The sequence below is a fragment of the Labrys sp. Lb11 genome (genome assembly GCF_057554225.1).
The window spans coordinates 651,369-670,000 of the sequence record NZ_BAAJOT010000004.1; the positions used below are offsets into that span (position 1 = coordinate 651,369).

Annotated in this window: 20 protein-coding genes (1 of these 20 only partly in view); 8 read left to right on the plus strand and 12 right to left on the minus strand. The window is 69.2% G+C overall.

Annotated features, from left to right (window positions below; genetic code table 11):
• Positions 1-6 precede the first annotated feature (6 nt).
• Entirely contained in the window at positions 7-639 is a 633-nt protein-coding gene (locus AC27L4_RS17610; protein ID WP_487143530.1) for a GNAT family N-acetyltransferase, read from the plus strand.
• Between the two features lie 175 nt (positions 640-814).
• Positions 815-1,657: an aminoglycoside phosphotransferase family protein gene (locus AC27L4_RS17615; RefSeq protein ID WP_487143531.1), complete on the plus strand. Its 843-nt coding sequence runs from the start codon at positions 815-817 to the stop codon at positions 1,655-1,657.
• A 35-nt stretch (positions 1,658-1,692) separates the two neighbouring features.
• Here the strand turns inward: AC27L4_RS17615 and AC27L4_RS17620 are convergent, their stop codons facing one another.
• From AC27L4_RS17620 to ftsE, 10 genes are all read right to left on the minus strand, one after another.
• Positions 1,693-2,301 (minus strand): FecR family protein, encoded by a 609-nt coding sequence (locus AC27L4_RS17620; protein ID WP_487143532.1) that lies wholly within the window; start codon positions 2,299-2,301, stop codon positions 1,693-1,695.
• 143 nt (positions 2,302-2,444) lie between these two features.
• Complete coding sequence (locus AC27L4_RS17625) at positions 2,445-2,672, minus strand: hypothetical protein (RefSeq protein ID WP_487143533.1); 228 nt, start codon at positions 2,670-2,672, stop codon at positions 2,445-2,447.
• A gap of 60 nt (positions 2,673-2,732) precedes the next feature.
• Positions 2,733-2,981 carry a hypothetical protein gene (locus tag AC27L4_RS17630; RefSeq protein ID WP_487143534.1) on the minus strand — a complete coding sequence of 83 codons (249 nt, stop codon included), beginning with the start codon at positions 2,979-2,981 and terminating at the stop codon, positions 2,733-2,735.
• 354 nt (positions 2,982-3,335) lie between these two features.
• Positions 3,336-3,947 (minus strand): queuosine precursor transporter, encoded by a 612-nt coding sequence (locus AC27L4_RS17635; RefSeq protein ID WP_487143535.1) that lies wholly within the window; start codon positions 3,945-3,947, stop codon positions 3,336-3,338.
• Positions 3,948-4,015: 68 nt separating this feature from the next.
• Positions 4,016-4,306 carry a 50S ribosomal protein L28 gene (rpmB, locus tag AC27L4_RS17640; protein ID WP_487143536.1) on the minus strand — a complete coding sequence of 97 codons (291 nt, stop codon included), beginning with the start codon at positions 4,304-4,306 and terminating at the stop codon, positions 4,016-4,018.
• Positions 4,307-4,483: 177 nt separating this feature from the next.
• A complete protein-coding gene (locus AC27L4_RS17645; RefSeq protein ID WP_487143537.1) occupies positions 4,484-4,846 on the minus strand; it encodes a hypothetical protein in 363 nt (120 codons plus the stop codon).
• Between the two features lie 32 nt (positions 4,847-4,878).
• Positions 4,879-5,643 (minus strand): lysophospholipid acyltransferase family protein, encoded by a 765-nt coding sequence (locus AC27L4_RS17650; RefSeq protein ID WP_487143828.1) that lies wholly within the window; start codon positions 5,641-5,643, stop codon positions 4,879-4,881.
• Positions 5,644-5,689: 46 nt separating this feature from the next.
• Entirely contained in the window at positions 5,690-6,424 is a 735-nt protein-coding gene (locus AC27L4_RS17655) for a YdcF family protein (RefSeq protein WP_487143538.1), read from the minus strand.
• A 205-nt stretch (positions 6,425-6,629) separates the two neighbouring features.
• On the minus strand, positions 6,630-7,577 hold the full coding sequence (locus tag AC27L4_RS17660; RefSeq protein ID WP_487143539.1) for a cell division protein FtsX: 948 nt from the start codon (positions 7,575-7,577) through the stop codon (positions 6,630-6,632).
• A gap of 2 nt (positions 7,578-7,579) precedes the next feature.
• Entirely contained in the window at positions 7,580-8,245 is a 666-nt protein-coding gene (gene ftsE, locus AC27L4_RS17665) for a cell division ATP-binding protein FtsE (protein ID WP_487143540.1), read from the minus strand.
• 226 nt (positions 8,246-8,471) lie between these two features.
• On the opposite strand from ftsE, the gene AC27L4_RS17670 reads away from it, so the two are divergent.
• The 3 genes from AC27L4_RS17670 to AC27L4_RS17680 are packed head-to-tail and all read left to right on the plus strand — an operon-like array spanning position 8,472 to position 10,236.
• Positions 8,472-9,257 carry a zinc-ribbon domain-containing protein gene (locus AC27L4_RS17670; protein ID WP_487143541.1) on the plus strand — a complete coding sequence of 262 codons (786 nt, stop codon included), beginning with the start codon at positions 8,472-8,474 and terminating at the stop codon, positions 9,255-9,257.
• 7 nt (positions 9,258-9,264) lie between these two features.
• A complete protein-coding gene (gene hpt / locus AC27L4_RS17675) occupies positions 9,265-9,792 on the plus strand; it encodes a hypoxanthine phosphoribosyltransferase (protein ID WP_487143542.1) in 528 nt (175 codons plus the stop codon).
• A gap of 9 nt (positions 9,793-9,801) precedes the next feature.
• A complete protein-coding gene (locus AC27L4_RS17680; protein WP_487143543.1) occupies positions 9,802-10,236 on the plus strand; it encodes a response regulator in 435 nt (144 codons plus the stop codon).
• Between the two features lie 264 nt (positions 10,237-10,500).
• Here the strand turns inward: AC27L4_RS17680 and AC27L4_RS17685 are convergent, their stop codons facing one another.
• A complete protein-coding gene (locus tag AC27L4_RS17685; RefSeq protein ID WP_487143544.1) occupies positions 10,501-12,207 on the minus strand; it encodes a formate--tetrahydrofolate ligase in 1,707 nt (568 codons plus the stop codon).
• A 386-nt stretch (positions 12,208-12,593) separates the two neighbouring features.
• Here AC27L4_RS17685 and AC27L4_RS17690 point away from each other — a divergent pair, with 386 nt between their 5' ends.
• The 3 genes from AC27L4_RS17690 (at position 12,594) to clpB (ending at position 18,054) form a co-directional block, all read left to right on the plus strand.
• Positions 12,594-14,507 (plus strand): potassium transporter Kup, encoded by a 1,914-nt coding sequence (locus AC27L4_RS17690; RefSeq protein ID WP_487143545.1) that lies wholly within the window; start codon positions 12,594-12,596, stop codon positions 14,505-14,507.
• 77 nt (positions 14,508-14,584) lie between these two features.
• The gene (locus AC27L4_RS17695) at positions 14,585-15,295 is read left to right on the plus strand and encodes an HAD family hydrolase (protein WP_487143546.1); all 711 of its coding nucleotides are present in this window, start codon (positions 14,585-14,587) and stop codon (positions 15,293-15,295) included.
• Positions 15,296-15,456: 161 nt separating this feature from the next.
• Positions 15,457-18,054: an ATP-dependent chaperone ClpB gene (clpB, locus tag AC27L4_RS17700; protein WP_487143547.1), complete on the plus strand. Its 2,598-nt coding sequence runs from the start codon at positions 15,457-15,459 to the stop codon at positions 18,052-18,054.
• 152 nt (positions 18,055-18,206) lie between these two features.
• Here the strand turns inward: clpB and AC27L4_RS17705 are convergent, their stop codons facing one another.
• Positions 18,207-18,632, minus strand: partial view of a peptidoglycan DD-metalloendopeptidase family protein gene (locus tag AC27L4_RS17705; protein WP_487143548.1) — the 3' portion only. The gene runs 1,533 nt beyond the window's last position; only the last 426 of its 1,959 coding nucleotides appear in the window; its start codon lies beyond the right edge, outside the window — the gene reads right to left on this strand; the stop codon is at positions 18,207-18,209.

Consider the following 18,632-nt stretch of genomic DNA (forward strand, 5'->3'; position numbering starts at 1 on the left):
CTGGTCATGAGTGACGCTCTCGAAGAATTCGCCGCTGTCGAGATCGAGACGGCGCGGCTCGTCCTGCGGATGCCGGATGCCGGCGACGCCGCCGCCATGGCCGAGCTGGCGGGCGACCGCGGCGTGGCCAGCATGACGGCGCGCATCCCCCATCCCTATAGCCTGGCCGACGCCGAGAGCTTCATTCGCTCGGCCGCCGACCAGCGCCGCAAGGGCCGCGCCCTGGTGCTGGCGATCGAGCGCGGCAGCGACGGCGTGCTGCTCGGCTGCGTCGGCTTCGAGCTGGCCGGGAGGGACTCGGCCGAGATCGGCTACTGGGTGGGGCGCCCCTATTGGGGACAGGGCTACGCCACCGAAACGGCCCGCGCCGTCATCGACCATGTCTTCGAGACGACGTCGGTCGAGGCGGTCACCGGCGCCTGCCGGGTGATGAACGAGGCGTCCCGCCGGGTCCTGGAGAAGTGCGGGCTGCACTATGTCACCTCGGGCCTGTGCCCGGCGCCCGCCCGGGGCGGCGCCGTGCCGGTCGACCGCTTTCGCCTGTCGCGCCGCGACTGGGAGAGCTTCAAGGCCTGGCGTCCGGCAAGGGTGCGCAGCCGCATCGAAGCGCCGCGCGAGGACGAGGTGGCCTGCGCCTGAACGTCAGTCCTGAAGGCTCGTGGCCGGAGATCGATCGGGAGGAGCATGCCGGCGTTCGGGCGAAGACGGCCGTGCGGCAGGGGGACCGATCCCCGGCGGTAACCCTTGCCGTCGTGGTTGCCCTCCGTCGGCGACGGCCCTAAGGGGCGAGCCCATGGACAGGGGCGGGGATCGCATGGATTGCAAGCCGCCGATAGCGCCGGACGAGGTGCTCGCGACCTTCCACCCCTATCTCCTGCGGTGGGGTCTGTCGCCCGACGGGGCGCCGATCATGACGTTCGGCAGCCGGCTCCTGCCGGTCCGGCGGGATGGCCGTCCGGCGATGCTCAAGATCGCCCTGGCACAGGAGGAGCAGTCCGGCGCTGCCCTGATGGCGTGGTGGGACGGCGATGGGGCGGCGAGCGTCCTCGCCCATGACCGGGAGGCGCTGCTGCTGGAGCGGGCCGAAGGCCGGGAATCGCTGTGTGACATGGCGCGGGGCGAGCAGGACGACGAGGCCAGCCGCATCCTCTGCGCCGTGGCGGCACGGCTGCACGCGCCGCGGGCGCGCGCGCTGCCCGAACTGGTGCCGCTGGACGAATGGTTTCGCGCGTTGGCGCCGGCTGCCGCGGGCCATGGCGGCATCTTCGAGAGCTGTGCCGAGGCGGCGCGGATGCTGCTGGCCGCGCCGAGGGACCGGGTGGTGCTGCATGGCGACATCCATCACGGCAATATTCTCGACTTCGGTCTGCGCGGCTGGCTGGCGATCGACCCGAAGGGCCTGATCGGCGAAAGCGGCTTCGACTATGCCAATCTCTTCCGCAATCCCGACCGCACGACGGCGGTGCGCCCGGGGCGCCTTGCCCGGCAGGTCGACACGGTGACCGCGGCCGCCGGCCTGGAACCGCAGCGGCTGCTGCACTGGATTCTGGCCTATGCCGGGCTGGGCGCTGCCTGGTCCATCGAGGACGATGACGAGGACGGGGCGGCCACCAGCCTCTCGATCGCCGAACTGGCGCTGGCCGAGCTACGGGGGTAAGCCGGCTTCCCACCTGTGGGAAGCGCCCGGTTCCGTCAGGAGACGGAGGCCTGGGCCTTGGCGATGCGCAGGTCGCTCCAGGGATGGGGGGCGCTGGGCGGCGCCTTGGCGCTCTTCATGTCGGTGCCGAGGCCATCGGTCAGTTCGACCTGCCCGCCCTTGGTTTTCACCGTCACTAGGCCGTGCTCGACGAACACGCCGAAGGTGCCGTTGCTCGGGCCGGCGAAGAACTTGGTGCCGCGCGCCGCAATCAGGCCGAACGGCGTGGCGACGTTGAGCTGGCCCGATTGCGGCTGCTCCGGCCGGTCGAACAGCATGGCGCCGCGCTCCAGCACCAGATCGCCGCCGCGGTCGACCAGGAAGCGGTCGATGCGTACCCGCGTGCGCTCGCCCAGGGACAGCCGCGTCGTCTCGCCGAGCCGGACGCCGAGGCGGGCTCCGGCGCCGGTGCCGAGCGTGTCGTCGATGAAGACCTTCGCCCCCGGTTCCAGCGCGCGCTTCTGGCCGCGGAACAGGCCTGTCGTTGCGCCGGTGACGGCCTCGACGGTGCCGGCCTCGACGATCTGCAGATCTGCCTCGGCAGCCAGCGGCCATGTTGCCGCAAGGCCGAGGCCGATCAGGACGCTTCGTCGGTCGATGAGCATGGCGCAAAGCCTTCCCTTTCGCGCGAGAGTTGCACCCCTCGCATGATATCTCTGCCAGCTATCACAGATCGGACCGGATCCCGATGTGCTGTTCAGCACATGACATGCAGACGTTCGCGCGACGTCCCCGGCCGCCGGGCTGGTCAGTAGCAGACCTTCTTGTTTCGATAATAGTAGCGATGGGTGTACGGGTCGTAGTAGCGGACCCTCTTCCAGTAGCAGCGATAGTAGACGGGCTGGGCCTGGTCCCGGGTGAGGTCGAAGCCCTCGCGGAGCGACGGGTTGGCGAGGCCGCCCGCGGCGGCGCTGCCGGCGAGGACGGCGAGCGTTGTGGCGGCACAGGCCGACAGGACGAGTGTCTTGAGGGGCATCGAGCACTCCGGTGCAATGATCCGTCCGAATGGATGCATGGTTGGAAGCCGGACCGGCGCCTATTCGCAGGTCCGGACGCGCTTGTAGACGTATCTGCCGTAATAGTCGTCATAGACGCGGATGCGTTTGTAATAGCAGTGCTGGTAGCTTTCCTCCTGCTGGTAGCGTGGCTGGTAGGGCGGCTGATAGTCCTCGCCGCCGCTGTCATAGCCATATCCGCCCGCCGAAGCCTGCTGCGGGGCGAGGGTTGTCGCCGCGGCCAGGGCAGCCGCTGCGAGGAGGATACGAGGTGCAGAGCAGATCGACATGGTCGTCTCCTTGCCAATCGTCGTGCTGCCGTCGAGCGGCAGGGCCATTGCGATGGTCCGGAAGCGTTCGGTCAGATGACGTCGATGCGAGCTGCATCCCGCGAACGGGCCGGGAGGGTTGATCGTCCGAGATCGATTCGCAGGGACCTTCCCGACCATGCGCCAGGATGCATGCGGTACTGTCGCGCGTTTGTTACGCGTGGAACACCTCCGGCTCCGGCAATTCTCGGACTTTAGGGAATGCAAGCCGAGGTGGCAAGGGTCGGAGCCGGCGTGAAAATCTTGCGGGCACGGACAGCGGCTCGCACGGCAGGCGGCCGGCGCGGCGCCGGCCCCGCTGGTGCAGCGGCGTCGTCAGGCCGTGCGCAGCGTCGGCAGCAGCCAGCGCAGCAGGGCGCCGTAGGGCAGGATGAAGATGATCGCCAGGACCAGCTTCACCAGGTAGTCGAACAGTGCCCAGGTGGTCCAGGGCAGGCCCTCGCCGCAGACATCGTGGATGCCGACGGCCGCGAGCATCGCGCCGAGCAGGGCGTTGCAGGAGAAGGCCGCGGTGAAGAAGATCACCGTGTCGAGGGCCGAGGAGACCAGCGACGACAGGAAGGGCGGCATCCACCAGGCGCGGTTGCGCAGCCGGTCGAAAATCTCGACGTCCAGGAGCTGGGCGCAGATGAAGGCGAGGCCGGAGGCGAGGGCGATGCGCGGCGTCGCCAGCCAGGTCGACAGGGCCACGGCGACGACGAAGCCGGCATAGACGACCCGCCTGGCGCTGGCCGCGCCGAGAAGGCGGTTGGTCAGGTCGTTGACCAGGAAGGCGAAGGGATAGGAGAAGGCGCCCCAGGTGAGATAGTCCGCCAGGCCCCAGGGCTGGAACGGATACTGCACCAGGATGTTGGAGGCGAGCACCACCACGGTCATGGCGGCGATGGCCGGAGCGAGCCTGCGCAGCGTCACCTGGGTTTTGGCCATGTCGGTCCTCGCACGAAAAGGGCCGGAGCGCTGCCGCTCCGGCCCGGAAGGTCGATTGCGCGGCGGCGTCAGTGCGCTGTCGTCATCTTCTTCTCGATCTCGCGCTTCAGCTTGGCAGCCGGCGCGGAGAGTTCGGACAGGCTGGTCTTCATCAGCCAGGCGTCGAGCCCGCCGCTATGCTCGACGGAGCGCAGGCCGGCGGCCGAGACGCGCAGCCGCACGGAACGGGCGAGAACGTCGGAAATCAGTGTGACATTGTGCAGGTTCGGCAGGAACTTGCGCTTGGTCTTCACGTTGGAGTGGCTGACCTTGTGGCCGGTCTGGACGGCCTTCTCGGTCAGCGCGCAGCGGCGAGACATCAGTGGAATCCTCTCACGTCACAAAGGCTCCACCTCGGGCGGGCCCCGGCCCGTCCGGACCGATGTCCGAGGCCTTCAAATATGGGCGTTCCTATAGTTGCAGCTTTCTGCCGCGTCAAGGCACGCCGACGAACAGAATAAGGTTCTCGTTTCGGAGGCGGAAGCCGGGCCGGCGGCTCAATGGCGACCGTCCAGGTCGCGGATCGCGGCGATGCGGGCCTCGCCGTCACCCGCCAGCAGGTGGACGTGGATCTCGTCCGCGCCGGCCTCGGCCAGGGTGGCGAACGCCGGGCCCGTCAGCGATCCGGCTTCTCCGATCCAGACGCAGGCCCCGGCCGAGCTGTCGACGGCGATCAGCACGGCGTCGACATAGTCCGGGCAGGCCGCGATCGGATAGACCGAGACGAGGTAGGTTCGGCCCGAGGCGCCGCGCCAGCGCCGGAAGCGCGCCGCGGCCTCGGGCGCGTCATGGCCGAGCGCCACCAGCGACAGGCAGGCGGGCAGCGTCTTGCGAGGAGAACGAATCGAGATTGTGTTCATGGAACAGACGTAGAACATGCGCGTCTGTGCCGTCAAGCCGAGGGCTGGCTCCGCGTCGCGGCCATCGGTTCGGCGTCGGCGGCGCCGGTCGCCGTGCCGAGCAGCCTGTCGGTGGCGGTCTCGACGTCGCGCTGCAGCCTCTCGAAGAAGGCGGCCCGGTCGAGGCCCGGCGGGATCGGCTCCAGCACGTCGACCACGATCGTCCCGGGCCGGCGGATGAAGCGGCGGCGCGGCCAGAACACGCCGGAGTTGAGGGCGACCGGCACGCAGGGCACGCCCATTTCGCTGTAGAGGAAGGCGACGCCGTACTTGTAGGCAGGCTCGGCTCCGGGCGGGCGGCGCGTGCCTTCGGGGAAGATCAGGATCTGGCGCCCGGCATTGAGCTCGGCCTTGGCCGCGATGTTCATCGCCTTCATCGCCCGGGAGCGGGCGCCGCGGTCGACGGGCACCATCCGGTCCTTCTTCAGGTACCAGCCGAACACCGGGATCCACTGCAGCTCGCGCTTGAGGATGTAGCAGGGGTCGTCGAACACCATGAAGAGGGCGAAGGTCTCCCACACCGACTGGTGCTTGGCGGCGACCAGCAGGCCGCCGGCCGGAATATGCTCGCGACCGCGCACTTCGTAGCGGATGCCGGCCAGGGCCCGCAGCAGGACCAGGCTGGTGAACGCCCAGCCGCGCGCCATCATGATCAGGACCCTGCGCGGCAGGACCAGGGAGGGCAGGGCGCCGACCATCCACAAGACCATGTTGAGATAGAAGGCGAGGTTGAAGGCGAGGGAGCGCAGCACGAGCATCCACGACAACTGCCTGCCGCCGCGGCCATTGTCAAAGGGCTCCGCGTCAGGGTCGCGGAGAATCCGGTGCAGCGAGCGGCGTCCCGGTGCCGTCGCCCCCGGCCTTGGCCAGCCGCACCTTGCGTGCCGTCGGCTTCTCCAGCCTGAGGCGCATCATGGCACCGGTGTATTTGGCGTATTCATAGATCAGCAGGCGCAGCGTGCCGGGGTCCTGCCACCAGCGGCCGAGCTGCAGCCCGAAGGGAATCACGGGATAGGCGATCAGGTCCGTCTCCGGCAGCACCCGGCGCAGCTCCAGCAGTGAGCGCGGCATGTGGTAGCTCGAGGTCACCACGATGATCGAGCGGAAGTGCTTCTCGCGCACCCAGCGCGCCGCCTCGAGGGCGTTGCCGACGGTGTTGAGGGCGTTGCGGTCGAGGTCGATGCAGCACGCCATCAGGTCGGAGCTGCGCGGCGTCGTGACCGACAGGGCGCTGCCGCTGGTCGCCGGGTTGACGCCGGTGATCAGGAGGCGCTTGCCGCGCCCGTCGGCCAGGAGGTCGACCGCGTCGGAGATGCGCTCGGCCCCGCCGGTGAGGACCACGATGCCGTCGGCCTGCACAGGCCGGCGGTGCTCCTGGTCGGCCAGCGTCGAGGCGAACCGGGTGAAGTCGACGACGATCCAGGCCGAGGCCGCCAGGATGCAGAAACAGACGAAGCCGGCGATCCGTCGCGCCGGCTTGCTGCGCAGGAAGCGGTTGCGCGGGAACTGCCCGTCGTCGCAGATCGGCGTCGCGCTCATGCCCGCGCCCTCCAGCATGCATGCGGGGCGAAGGCGGTCTGGTCCGGTGCGCGCGTCCGGAACGGCCGTCCGCCTTGCGCCGCCCGCCCGGACCGCGCAGGCCGGGCATCGCGGCCCGCCGGCGCGTCGCCGCCGGGCCCCGCCAGTATGACCGCGCAGGCGCCCGGCCGCAATCCGGGCCGGGCATCCGGTCTCGGGCGGCCGCTCACAGCTGGCCTCGCAGCACGCGGTGGACGGTGACGCGCGAGGTCACGCCGGTGATCAGCGCGATCAGCACCACGGCGACCACGATCGCCGCGTAGCCCTGCCATCCCACCGTGAAGGAGCCGAACATCGCCTCGATCTCCTCGCTGCCGGCCCTGCCGACCAATTGGCCCGCCGCCAGATGCGCCAGGCCGAACACGGCGGCGGCGACCGCGCCGCCGGTAAAGCCGCCCTTCAGCCCGAGCCACATGAAATGGCGCTGGAACTCGTTGGCGATGAAGCCGTCATGGGCGCCGACGAAATGCAGGACCTCGACCACGTCCCGGTTGCCGGCCATGGCGCCATGGGTGGCGAAGACGACCGAGAGCGCCGTCGCCGTCATCATCAGGGCGAGGATCGCCAGCCCGACCAGCACGAAGGCGCGCGCCATGGTCGAGAGGCGCTCGATCCAGAAGCGGTGATCGTCCAGCGTTGCGCCCACCACCCGCTCGGCGAGCGTCCGGCGCAGGCCGGCGAGGTCCGGCGATGCGCCGGGGGCGATGCGCAGCACCACCAGGCGCGGGATCGGCAGGTCGCCGAGATCGAGACCCTCGCCGAGCCATGGGGCCAGCAGCTTCTCGGTGTCCTGCCGCGAATAGGCCTTCACCTCGGCGATGCCCGGCAGCACCCGGGCGGCGTCGGCCGCCTTGGCGACCTCGGCCTCCAAGTCCCGGCCTTCGACCGGGCGGACCTGGATCGTCACTTCGCGCGAGACCTCCGAGCCCCAGTCGGCCGCCGCGGCGGCGATGAGCTGCACGCCGCCGGCGGTAAGGGCGACCAGGAAAGTCATGATCGCCACCACCGCCATCAGCGATCGGCCGGCGATGGACCGGACGGGCACGATCGGCGCGGCAGGCCGGATCAGCGTCTCGCTCCGGCGGTTGGTCCAGGCTGGCCCGGCGTCGGTCATGGTCAGGTCGCGTCGTGGATGTGCAGGTGGCCGCCCTCCAGGCGCAGCTGCCGGGCCGGGAACTGCTCCAGCAGCGTGGCGTCGTGGGTGGCGATGATCACCGAGGTGCCCGAACGGTTGAGCTCGACGAACAGGCGCAGCAGCCGCCGGGCCAGCGCCGGGTCGACATTCCCCGTCGGCTCGTCCGCCAGCAGAAGCTCCGGCCGGACGATCAGGGCGCGGGCGATGGCGGCGCGCTGCTTCTCGCCGCCCGACAGCACCGGCGGCAGCACATGCATGCGCTCGCCCAGGCCGACCCAGTGCAGGAGCTCGATCACTTCCGGGCGATAGCGCGCCTCGTCCTGCCCCTGCACCCTGAGCGGCAGGGCGATGTTCTCATAGGTTGTCAGGTGATCGAGCAGGCGGAAATCCTGGAAGACGATGCCGATGCGCCGGCGCGACTCGGCCAGTTCCCGCTTCGACAGCGTCACCACATCCTGGTCGAACATGGTGATGAGGCCGCGCGTCGGCCGGAGCGCCAGGAAGAGCAGCCGCAGCAGCGTCGTCTTGCCGGAGCCGGACGGACCGGTGAGGAAGTGGAACGAGTTCACGGGCACGTCGAACGAGACGTCGCGCAGCACCTCCGGCCCCATGCCGTAGCGCAGGCCCACATTCTCGAACCGAACCAATCCGCACCTCCCGCTCCTGCCTGCCGCTTCGCCCCCGAAGGACCGCAGCAGGGTGGCGAAACCATGTCCTTGCGCGCCGCACCCGCCCGCCACAGCCGTTCGGCCGGCGGATGCAGGTCCGCTGCGACTGTGCCGCCGGGTGCGTTAACGGCTCATTAACGTTAATGGATCGAGAAAGAGGCACGCGCGTCCCGTGCTTTCACGCGCAGTCGTCCGGCGAGGCCGCATGCTCATCGTTTGCCCCCAATGCGAAAGCCGTTACGAGATTGCTGACGGCGAAGTTCCCGACGAGGGCCGGCTGGTGCGCTGCGTGCGCTGCCGGGCCGAATGGCGCGTCCACGTCGCGGCGGCCGAGGCCGGCGCGGCGGGGGAGGATGCCGCGGTTGCCGCCGAGGCGGGGGAGGACCTCCCGGCCGGCGTCCGCATGCTGCAGGGCGTTCCCGACCTTGCGGCGCGGCAGTCCGAGGAGGCCTCCGCCATGATCGAACACGCCGACGTCGAGACCGAGGCCGCCCGCCGGAGCGAGCGCCTGCGCCGCCGGCCCGCACGCGCGGCCGCCATCCATTTCTCGCCGTCGGCGATACGCACCCTCGTCCTGGTCGCCGGCGTGGCGGCGATCGTCCTTGCCGTGCAATTCCGGGCGGGCGTGGTGCGGGCCTTCCCGGCGAGCGCCTCGCTGTTCGCCCAGGTCGGGCTGCCGGTCAATCTGCGCGGCCTGGAGTTCTCCGCCGTCAAGACCAGCGCCGCCGTCGAGGGCGACGCTCCGGTGCTCGTCGTCGACGGCGAGATCCGCAACATCACCGGCAAGCCGCAGAAAGTGCCGGGCCTGCGCCTCTCGATCCAGGACGACAAGGGCGTGGAGATCTATGGTTGGACCGCGGCGCCCGCCCGCAACAGCCTTGAACCCGGAGCCGTGATGCCGTTCAAGAGCCGTCTTGCCTCTCCTCCGCCGGAAGGGCGAGCCGTGGCCGTGCGTTTCGTGCGGCCCGAGGATAAGGTGGCGATGAAGTGAGGACGTCATGGTGAAGCGCACTATCAAGGTCTTGTTCGACGCCGACGCGATCGCCGAGCGCAACGCGTCCCTGGTCGAGGAGATCAAGGCGTGGAACCCGGAAAACCTGCTGGTCATCGCCGTGCTGAAGGGCTCCTTCGTCTTTGCGGCGGATCTGCTGCGCGCCATGCACCGGGCCGGGCTGGCGCCGCAGGTCGAGTTCGTCCATCTGTCGAGCTATCTGGCCGGCACCACCTCCTCGGGCACGGTGACGATCCTGCGCGACATCGAGAGCGACGTGCGCGGCCGCGACGTGCTGCTGGTCGACGACATCCTGGAATCGGGCCGCACCCTGGCCTTCGCCAAGGATCTGCTGGTCGCCCGCGGGGCCCGGCGCGTGCTGAGCTGCGTCCTCCTGGAGAAGCCGGGCAAGCGGGCCGTCAGCATCAAGGCCGACTTCGTCGGCTTCACCTGCCCCGACGTCTTCGTCGTCGGCTACGGCATGGACGTCGCACATTCCTATCGCGAACTGCCGTATGTCGGCGTGGTGGAATAGGAGGTCCCGATGGCGCGAATCCTGGTCTGCGACGACGAGCTCGCGATGCGCTCCTTCGTCGCCCGAGCCTTGCAGATGGACGGCCATTTCGTCACCCAGGCCGAGGACGGCGCGCATGCGCTGGAGATCATGGCCGCGGATGATCCCGGCTTCGACCTGCTGCTGACCGACATCCGCATGCCGGTGATGGACGGCATCGCCCTGGCGCTGAACGCCGCCCGCGACTTTCCGCGCACCACCATCCTCCTGATGACCGGCTTCGCCGACCAGCGCGAGCGGGCGAGCGACCTGGAAGCGATCATCCATGACGTGGTGACGAAGCCGTTCTCCCTGGCGGAGATCCGGCAGAAGGCCGGCGAGGCGATCTCGGTCGGCCGCTCCGCCATCGCCCTGAGCGGCCGTGCCGCGTCGGAACGGCCGCAGGATCTGCCGCCCTTCGCCTGATATCGGATGTGAGCGTCGGCGGACGGCCCGCGGGGCCTTTGACCGCCGCCGCATCGTGCCGCTACCGCGCCGAAGCGGCGGCCGCAGGCCTTCGCCGGATCGGCGAAACCTCTCTCCAATCCTCCGCCATGGGCTCGCAGGCGAGGCGTCGAGGCCGCGCTTCGGGCAGGCTCTCGCGAACCTGCCCGACAAAAAACGCGGACGGACCCGAGGCCGTCCGCGCAGGGTGCCGGGCGCGGGGAGAGCGCGCCGGCGGGACGTGCCTCAGAACAGGCCTTCGATCAGCCCTTCCTCGTTGAGGCGGATGACCTCCGCCGAGGGCACCTTGGGTAGGCCCGGCATGGTCATGATCTCGCCGCAGACCACCACGAGGAAGCCGGCGCCGGCCGACAGCCGCACCTCGCGGATCGGCACGACGTGATGGGTCGGCGCGCCGCGCAGGTTGGGGTCGGTGGAGAAGGAATACTGCGTCTTGGCCACGCAGATCGGCAGGTGTCCGAAGCCGGCCGCCTCGATGTCGCGGAACTGGTCGCGCACCTTCTGGTCGGCGATGATGTCGGAGGCGCGGTAGATTTCCGTCGCGATCGTCTTCATCTTGTCCCAGAGCGGCATGGAATCCGGGTAGAGGTGACGGAAGCCGAGGCCGTCGAGGCGATGATCCTCCTCCGCCAGGGCGACGACGCGGCGGGCCAGTTCCTCCGTTCCCTTCGAGCCTTCGGCCCAATGGGAGCAGACCACGGCGTCGACGCCGTACTGCTCGCGGCAGAAGGTCTGGATCAGCTCGTGCTCGGCCGGCGTGTCGGAAATGAAGTTGTTGATGCCGACCACCGCCGGAACCCCGAACTTGCGGATGTTCTCGATATGGCGGCCGAGATTGACCATGCCCTTCTTCAGGGCCTCGAGATTCTCCTTCCCGAGCTCGTTCTTGGCGACGCCGCCATGCATCTTCAGCGCCCTGACCGTGGCGACGATCACCACGGCGGAGGGCGTCAGGCCGGCCTTGCGGCACTTGATGTCGAAGAATTTTTCAGCGCCGAGGTCGGCGCCGAAGCCGGCTTCGGTCACCACGTAGTCGGCGAGCTTCAGGCCGGCCTTGGTGGCGCTGACCGAGTTGCAGCCATGGGCGATGTTGGCGAAGGGGCCGCCATGCACGAAAGCCGGGTTGCCTTCCAGGGTCTGCACCAGGTTGGGCTTGATCGCGTCCTTGAGCAGCACCGTCATGGCGCTGACGGCCTTGATGTCGGCGGCCGTGATCGGCTTCTTGTCGCGGGTGTAGGCGACGACCATCCGGCCGAGGCGCGCCTCCAGGTCGGCAAGGTCGTTGGCGAGGCAGAACACCGCCATCACCTCGGAGGCGACGGTGATGTCGAAGCCGTCCTCGCGCGCAAAGCCGTTGGAGACGCCGCCGAGCGAGGAGTTGATCTGGCGCAGCGAGCGGTCGTTCATGTCGATCGCCCGGCGCCAGGCGATCCGGCGCGTGTCGATCCCGAGCGAGTTGCCCCAGTAGATGTGGTTGTCGATCATTGCCGACAGCAGATTGTGGGCGGAGGTGATCGCATGGAAGTCGCCGGTGAAGTGCAGGTTGATCTGCTCCATCGGCACGATCTGCGCATAGCCGCCGCCGGCCGCGCCGCCCTTGACGCCGAAGCACGGGCCCAGGGAGGGCTCGCGCAGGCAGATCATCGCCTTCTTGCCGATGCTGTTGAGGCCGTCGCCGAGGCCGACCGTGGTCGTGGTCTTGCCTTCGCCGGCCGGCGTCGGGTTGATGGCGGTGACGAGGATCAGCTTGCCGTCGGGCCGCTCGGCGATGCCGGGGATCGCGGCAAGATCGACCTTGGCAATGTGCTTGCCATAGGGTTCGATGGCGTCATCGGGAATGCCGACTTTCTCGGCGATCTGCTCGATGCGCTGCATCTGCGCCTGGCGGGCGATCTCGATGTCGCTGAGCGGCTTCTGCGGATCTTGTGGCATGGTGCTTCCCCGGCTGGTTTTGGCTCGGCAAGATGTGGCACATTCTCACCGACATGAAAAACATTTTCTTGGGAGTGGACAAGGTTCAGGGCGTCATGCGCAAGTCATCGCCAACGACAATTGTCCTCAAAACGACGTGGCGTCGCTTTCAGGAAAGCTACCGCGCCCGCCGGCCGCCCGCTTGTCCGAAACCGTCGCCGGCTTTGACGCCGGCCCGGCGGCAGCCGGCGAGGGGCGACGATCCCGCGTCCGCCGCGGGGCCGATTCGCAGTCCTTGCATGGCCATGCGCTATCCGCATAGGGCGGAAACCGCTAGAACACCCACCAGCCATCCGACCACGGCGCCCTGACTGTCGCAGCCTACGGTTTGAATGAGGAGAGGCCCCATGGGGCATGTTACCGCAGGTTTTGCGGACCCCGCGGCTGACCAGCAGCACCGGCCCGGCGTCAGCTTCTGGGCCCTGGCGATCGGGTCGATCGGCGTCGTCTACGGCGACATCGGCACCAGCCCGCTCTATGCCTTCCGCGAGGCGCTGCATGCCGCCACCCGCGGCGGCGAGGACATGTCGCGCGAGGCGGTGCTCGGCGTGGTGTCGCTGATCCTGTGGGCGTTGATCGTCATCGTCACCCTGAAATACGTGCTGCTGCTGCTGCGCGCCGACAACAAGGGGGAGGGCGGCACCCTGACGCTGATGGCGCTGGCGCAGCGCACCGTCGGCCGCTCGGGCCGGACGCTGGTGCTGCTGGGCGCCGTCGGCGCGGCCATGTTCTACGGCGACGCCATCATCACGCCGGCGGTTTCGGTGCTGTCGGCCGTCGAGGGCATCAAGCTGGTGACGCCCAGCTTCCAGCCCTATGTCGTGCCCCTGACGCTCGCCATCATCCTCGTGCTCTTCGCCGTGCAGAGCCACGGCACCGCCCGGGTCGGCGCGTTTTTCGGTCCGGTGATGCTGGCCTGGTTCGTGCTGATCGGCCTGCTCGGCCTGAGCCATCTCGCCGACGCGCCCGATGTGTTCGCCGCCGTCAACCCCTGGCACGCCCTCTCCTTCATGCTCACCCACGGCCATATCGGCTTCGTCACGCTCGGCGCGGTGTTCCTGGCCGTGACCGGCGCCGAGGCGCTCTATGCCGATCTCGGCCATTTCGGCCGAAGGCCGATCCAGACCGCCTGGACGACGCTGGTGCTGCCGGCTCTGGCCCTGAACTATCTCGGCCAGGGCGCGCTGGTGCTCAAGGACCCGGCGGCGATCGAGAACCCGTTCTTCCTGCTGGCGCCGTCCTGGGCGCTGATCCCGCTCGTGGTCATGGCCACCGTCGCCACCATCATCGCCAGCCAGGCCGTGATCACCGGCGCCTATTCGCTGACCCGCCAGGCCATCCAGCTCGGCCTGCTGCCGCGCATGAAGATCGCGCATACGTCCGAGCACCAGTCCGGGCAGATCTACATCCCGCCGGTCAACAGCATCCTCGCCGTCGGCGTCGTGCTGCTGGTGCTCGCCTTCGAGGATTCCTCGCGCCTGGCCTCCGCCTACGGCATTGCCGTCACCACCACCATGGTGGTCACCGCCATGATGGCCTTCATCGTCATCTGGAAGGCCTGGCGCTGGCCGCTGCCGCTGGCGGCCCTGATCATCGCCCCCTTCCTCTTGATCGACCTCGCCTTCCTGGCCGCGAACCTCTTGAAGGTGGTCGACGGCGGCTGGGTGCCGCTGATGATCGCCTTCGGGCTGATCGTGATCATGCTCACCTGGCGGCACGGCACCCGCGTGGTCATGGAGAAGACGCGCCGGACCGAGGTGCCGCTGGACACCGTCGTCAAGAGCCTGGAGCAGGGCAGCGCCGCGCGCGTGCCGGGCACGGCCATCTTCCTGACCAGCGATCCCCACTATACGCCGACCGCGCTGCTCCACAGCCTGAAGCACTACAAGGCGCTCCACCGGTCCGTGGCGATCCTCACCATCCGGACCGAGGACGATCCGACGGTCGCGGACGACGAGCGCATCGCCATGGAGGCGATCTCCGACAGCTTCACCAAGGTGAGCGTCTCGTTCGGCTACATGGAGGATCCCAACGTGCCCCGGGCGCTGGGGCTGTGCCGCAAGGCCGGCTGGACCTTCGACATCATGTCGACCTCCTTCTTCCTGTCGCGCCGGCACGTCCGCACCGGCAGGACGCCGAGCATGTGGCGCTGGCAGCGCAAGCTCTACATCATCCTCGCCCGTAACGCCGACGACGCCAGCGACTATTTTTCCATCCCCTCCAACCGCGTGGTGGAGATCGGCACCCAGGTTCTGATCTGAGATGCCGGCCCGGCGGGGCTTGCGGGGCCGGCCGGCATGGGTTCTCCTGCGCGGGCATCCGCCTCGGGGATCCTGCCATGCCGTCCGGCGCTTCCGCCCTGTCCACCATCGGCTTCGACGCCGACGACACGCTCTGGCAGAACGAGCAGTTCTACAAGGCGACCCAGGCGCAGTTCGCCCGGCTCCTGGCCGCCCATGCCCCGGCCGAGGCGATCGCCCCGGCGCTGCTGGAGGCGCAGAAGCGCAACCTCGGCCTCTACGGCTTCGGCATCAAGGGCTTCACCCTGTCGATGGTCGAGACCGCGATCGCCGTCACCGGCGGCCGGGTGCCGGCCCCGGTCATCGCCGAGGTCGTCGAGGCCGGCCGCGACCTGCTCGGCCACCCGGTCGAGGTCATGCCGCACGCCCGCCAGACGCTGCAGCGGCTCGCCGGCGCCTACAGGCTGGTGCTGATCACCAAGGGCGACCTGTTCGACCAGGAGCGCAAGCTGGCCCAGTCCGGCCTCGCCGACCTGTTCGACGCCGTCGAGATCGTCAGCAGCAAGACCGCCTCGACCTATGAGCGCATCTTCACCCGGCACGGCGACGGCCCGGGCCGCAGCATGATGGTCGGCAACTCGCTCAAGTCCGACGTCGCGCCGGCCCTGGCGGCGGGCAGCTGGGGTGTCTATGTGCCGCATGACCTGACTTGGGTGCTGGAGCATGCCGAGGTGCCGGAGGGCGAGCCGCGCTTCCACCGCCTGGAGCACCTGGGCGAGCTCGCCGACCTGCTTGCCCGGATCGGCTGATGGCCGGCTCGCAGAATCGCCGGGGCGCAGGGGCCGACCCCTCTTGTGTTGCTCCGCCGCCACACCATCTGAGGAGGGCGGGCGCCGTCAGGGCCCGCGCTGTGTGAAGGCGCTCTTCGCGACGCTACGGGTCCGAGGGGCGAGCCGGAAAGGATCCATCCATGAATTTCGACCGCTACACCGACCGCGCCAAGGGGTTCGTCCAGTCGGCGCAGAGCCTGGCGTTGCGCGAAGGCCATCAGCAGTTCGCCCCCGAGCATCTCCTGAAGGTGCTGCTCGACGACCCCGAGGGTCTGGCCGCGGGCCTGATCGACCGGGCCGGCGGGCGTTCGCGTGACGCCCTGGCCGCCACCGAGGCGGCGCTGCGCAAGCTGCCCAAGGTGCAGGGCTCCGGGGCCGGCCAGCTCTACATGACGCCGCAGCTGGCGCGCGTCTTCGAAGCCGCGGAGAAGGCGGCGGAGAAGGCGTCCGATTCCTTCGTCACCGTTGAGCGTCTGCTGCTGGCCCTGGCCGTCGAGAAGGACAGCGAGGCCGGCAAGGCGCTTGCCCTGGCCGACGTCACGCCCCAGCGCCTGAACCAGGCGATCGAGGCCCTGCGCAAGGGCCGGACCGCCAACTCCGCGTCGGCGGAGAACGCCTATGACGCGCTGAAGAAATATGCCCGCGACCTCACCGACGCGGCGCGGACGGGCAAGCTCGACCCGGTGATCGGCCGCGACGAGGAAATCCGCCGCACCATCCAGGTGCTGTCACGCCGCACCAAGAACAATCCGGTGCTGATCGGCGAGCCGGGCGTCGGCAAGACCGCGATCGTCGAGGGCCTGGCGCTGCGCATCGTCAATGGCGACGTGCCGGAAACCCTCAAGGACAAGCAACTCCTGGCGCTCGACCTCGGCGCCCTCATCGCCGGCGCCAAATATCGCGGCGAGTTCGAGGAGCGGCTGAAGGCCGTGCTCAACGAGGTGACCGGTTCCGACGGCGAGATCATCCTGTTCATCGACGAGATGCACACGCTGGTCGGCGCCGGCAAGGGCGACGGGGCGATGGACGCCTCCAACCTGCTCAAGCCCGCGCTCGCCCGCGGCGAGCTGCACTGCGTCGGCGCCACCACGCTCGACGAGTATCGCAAGCACGTCGAGAAGGACCCGGCCCTGGCCCGCCGCTTCCAGCCCGTCTTCGTCGCTGAGCCGACGGTGGAGGACACGGTCTCGATCCTGCGCGGCCTGAAGGAGAAGTACGAGCAGCACCACCAGGTGCGCGTCACCGACGGCGCCATCGTCGCGGCCGCGACCCTGTCGAACCGCTACATCACCGACCGTTTCCTGCCCGACAAGGCCATCGACCTCGTCGACGAGGCGGCGGCGCGCCTGCGCATGCAGGTCGACTCCAAGCCGGAAGAGCTCGACGAGGTCGACCGGCGCGTGGTGCAGCTCAAGATCGAGCAGGAGGCCCTGAGGAAGGAGAAGGACGCCGCCTCGAAGGACCGGCTCGCCCGCCTGAAGAAGGAGCTCGCCGAGCTCGAGACCCGCTCGGCCGAGCTGACCAGCCGCTGGCGCTCGGAGAAGGACAAGCTCGGCCATGCGGCGGAGCTGAAGAAGAAGCTCGACGGGGCCCGCAACGACCTCGTCAACGCCCAGCGCCGCGGCGAGTTCCAGCGCGCCGGCGAGCTGACCTATGCCGTCATCCCGCAGCTGGAGAAGGAGCTGGCCGAGACCGAGGCGGCCGGCGACAAGGGCGGCATGGTCGAGGAGGCGGTGACGGCGGACCATGTGGCGCAGGTCGTGTCGCGCTGGACCGGCGTGCCCGTCGACCGCATGCTGGAAGGCGAGAAGGACAAGCTCCTGCGCATGGAGGACACGCTGGCCCGGCGCGTCGTCGGCCAGGGCGAGGCGGTGAAGGCGGTTTCGACCGCGGTCCGGCGCGCCCGCGCCGGCCTGCAGGACCCGAACCGGCCGATCGGCTCCTTCATCTTCCTGGGCCCCACCGGCGTCGGCAAGACCGAGCTGACCAAGGCGCTCGCCGCCTTCCTGTTCGACGACGACTCGGCGCTGCTGCGCATCGACATGTCGGAGTACATGGAGAAGCACTCGGTCGCCCGGCTGATCGGTGCGCCGCCCGGCTATGTCGGCTATGAGGAGGGCGGGGCGCTGACCGAGGCGGTGCGGCGCCGGCCCTACCAGGTCGTGCTGTTCGACGAGATCGAGAAGGCGCATGCGGACGTGTTCAACATCCTCCTGCAGGTGCTCGACGACGGGCGGCTGACGGACGGCCAGGGACGGACGGTCGACTTCCGCAACACGCTGATCGTCATGACCTCCAACCTCGGCGCCGAGTACCTGGTGAACCAGCCGGAGGGCGAGGATTCGGAGGCGGTGCGCGACGAGGTCATGGCCGTGGTGCGCGGGCACTTCCGGCCGGAGTTCCTCAACCGCGTCGACGAGATCATCCTGTTCCACCGGCTGCAGAAGCGGCAGATGGGCACGATCGTCGACATCCAGGTCGCCCGGCTGCAGAAGCTCCTGGACGAGCGCAAGATCACGCTCGCCCTCGACGATGCGGCGCGCCAGTTCCTGGCGGAGCGCGGCTACGACCCGGCCTACGGCGCCCGGCCGCTGAAGCGCACCATCCAGAAGCTGGTGCAGGACCCGCTGGCGGAGATGATCCTGTCCGGCGACGTCAGGGACGGCGACCGCGTGCCGATCACAGCCACCGGTTCCGGCCTGATCATCGGCGACAGGGCGGTCAGCGCGGCGGCCTGAACGCTTCCGGACGACGACGGCAAGAGGCGGGCTTCGGCCCGCCTTTTTCGTCGCGGCCTCTCGGGCCGCGGCGCTGGAAAGCGGGGGATGCGTGATCCGGCGCCTTTGCCGGGGGCCCTCGTGACGTCCGTCCGCAGCGGCGGGAGCGCCGGTCAGATCTTCTTCGTCGCGGTCGCTTCGGCGACCGGTGCCTTGTTCATCATGCGGTCGAGGCGCTGGCGCTCGTCCTTGAACTGGGCGAGCAGGTCGCCGCTCAGCTCGCGGCCCTGGGGCAGCTTGATGCGCATGGGATCGACGAAGTTGCCGTTGATCTTGACCTCGTAGTGGCAGTGCGGCCCGGTGGACAGGCCGCTCGATCCCAGGAAGCCGATGACCTGGCCGAGCTTAACCTTGGTGCCGGGCTGGATGCCGCGGGCGAAGCCCTGCATGTGCGAATAGGTGGTGAGATAGCCGTTGGCGTGCTGGATCTCGACGTGCCGGCCATAGCCGTTGGCCCAGCCCGCCTTGACGACGGTGCCGTTGCCGGTGGCCAGGATCGGCGTGCCGACCTTGTCGGCCCAGTCGACGCCGGTGTGCAT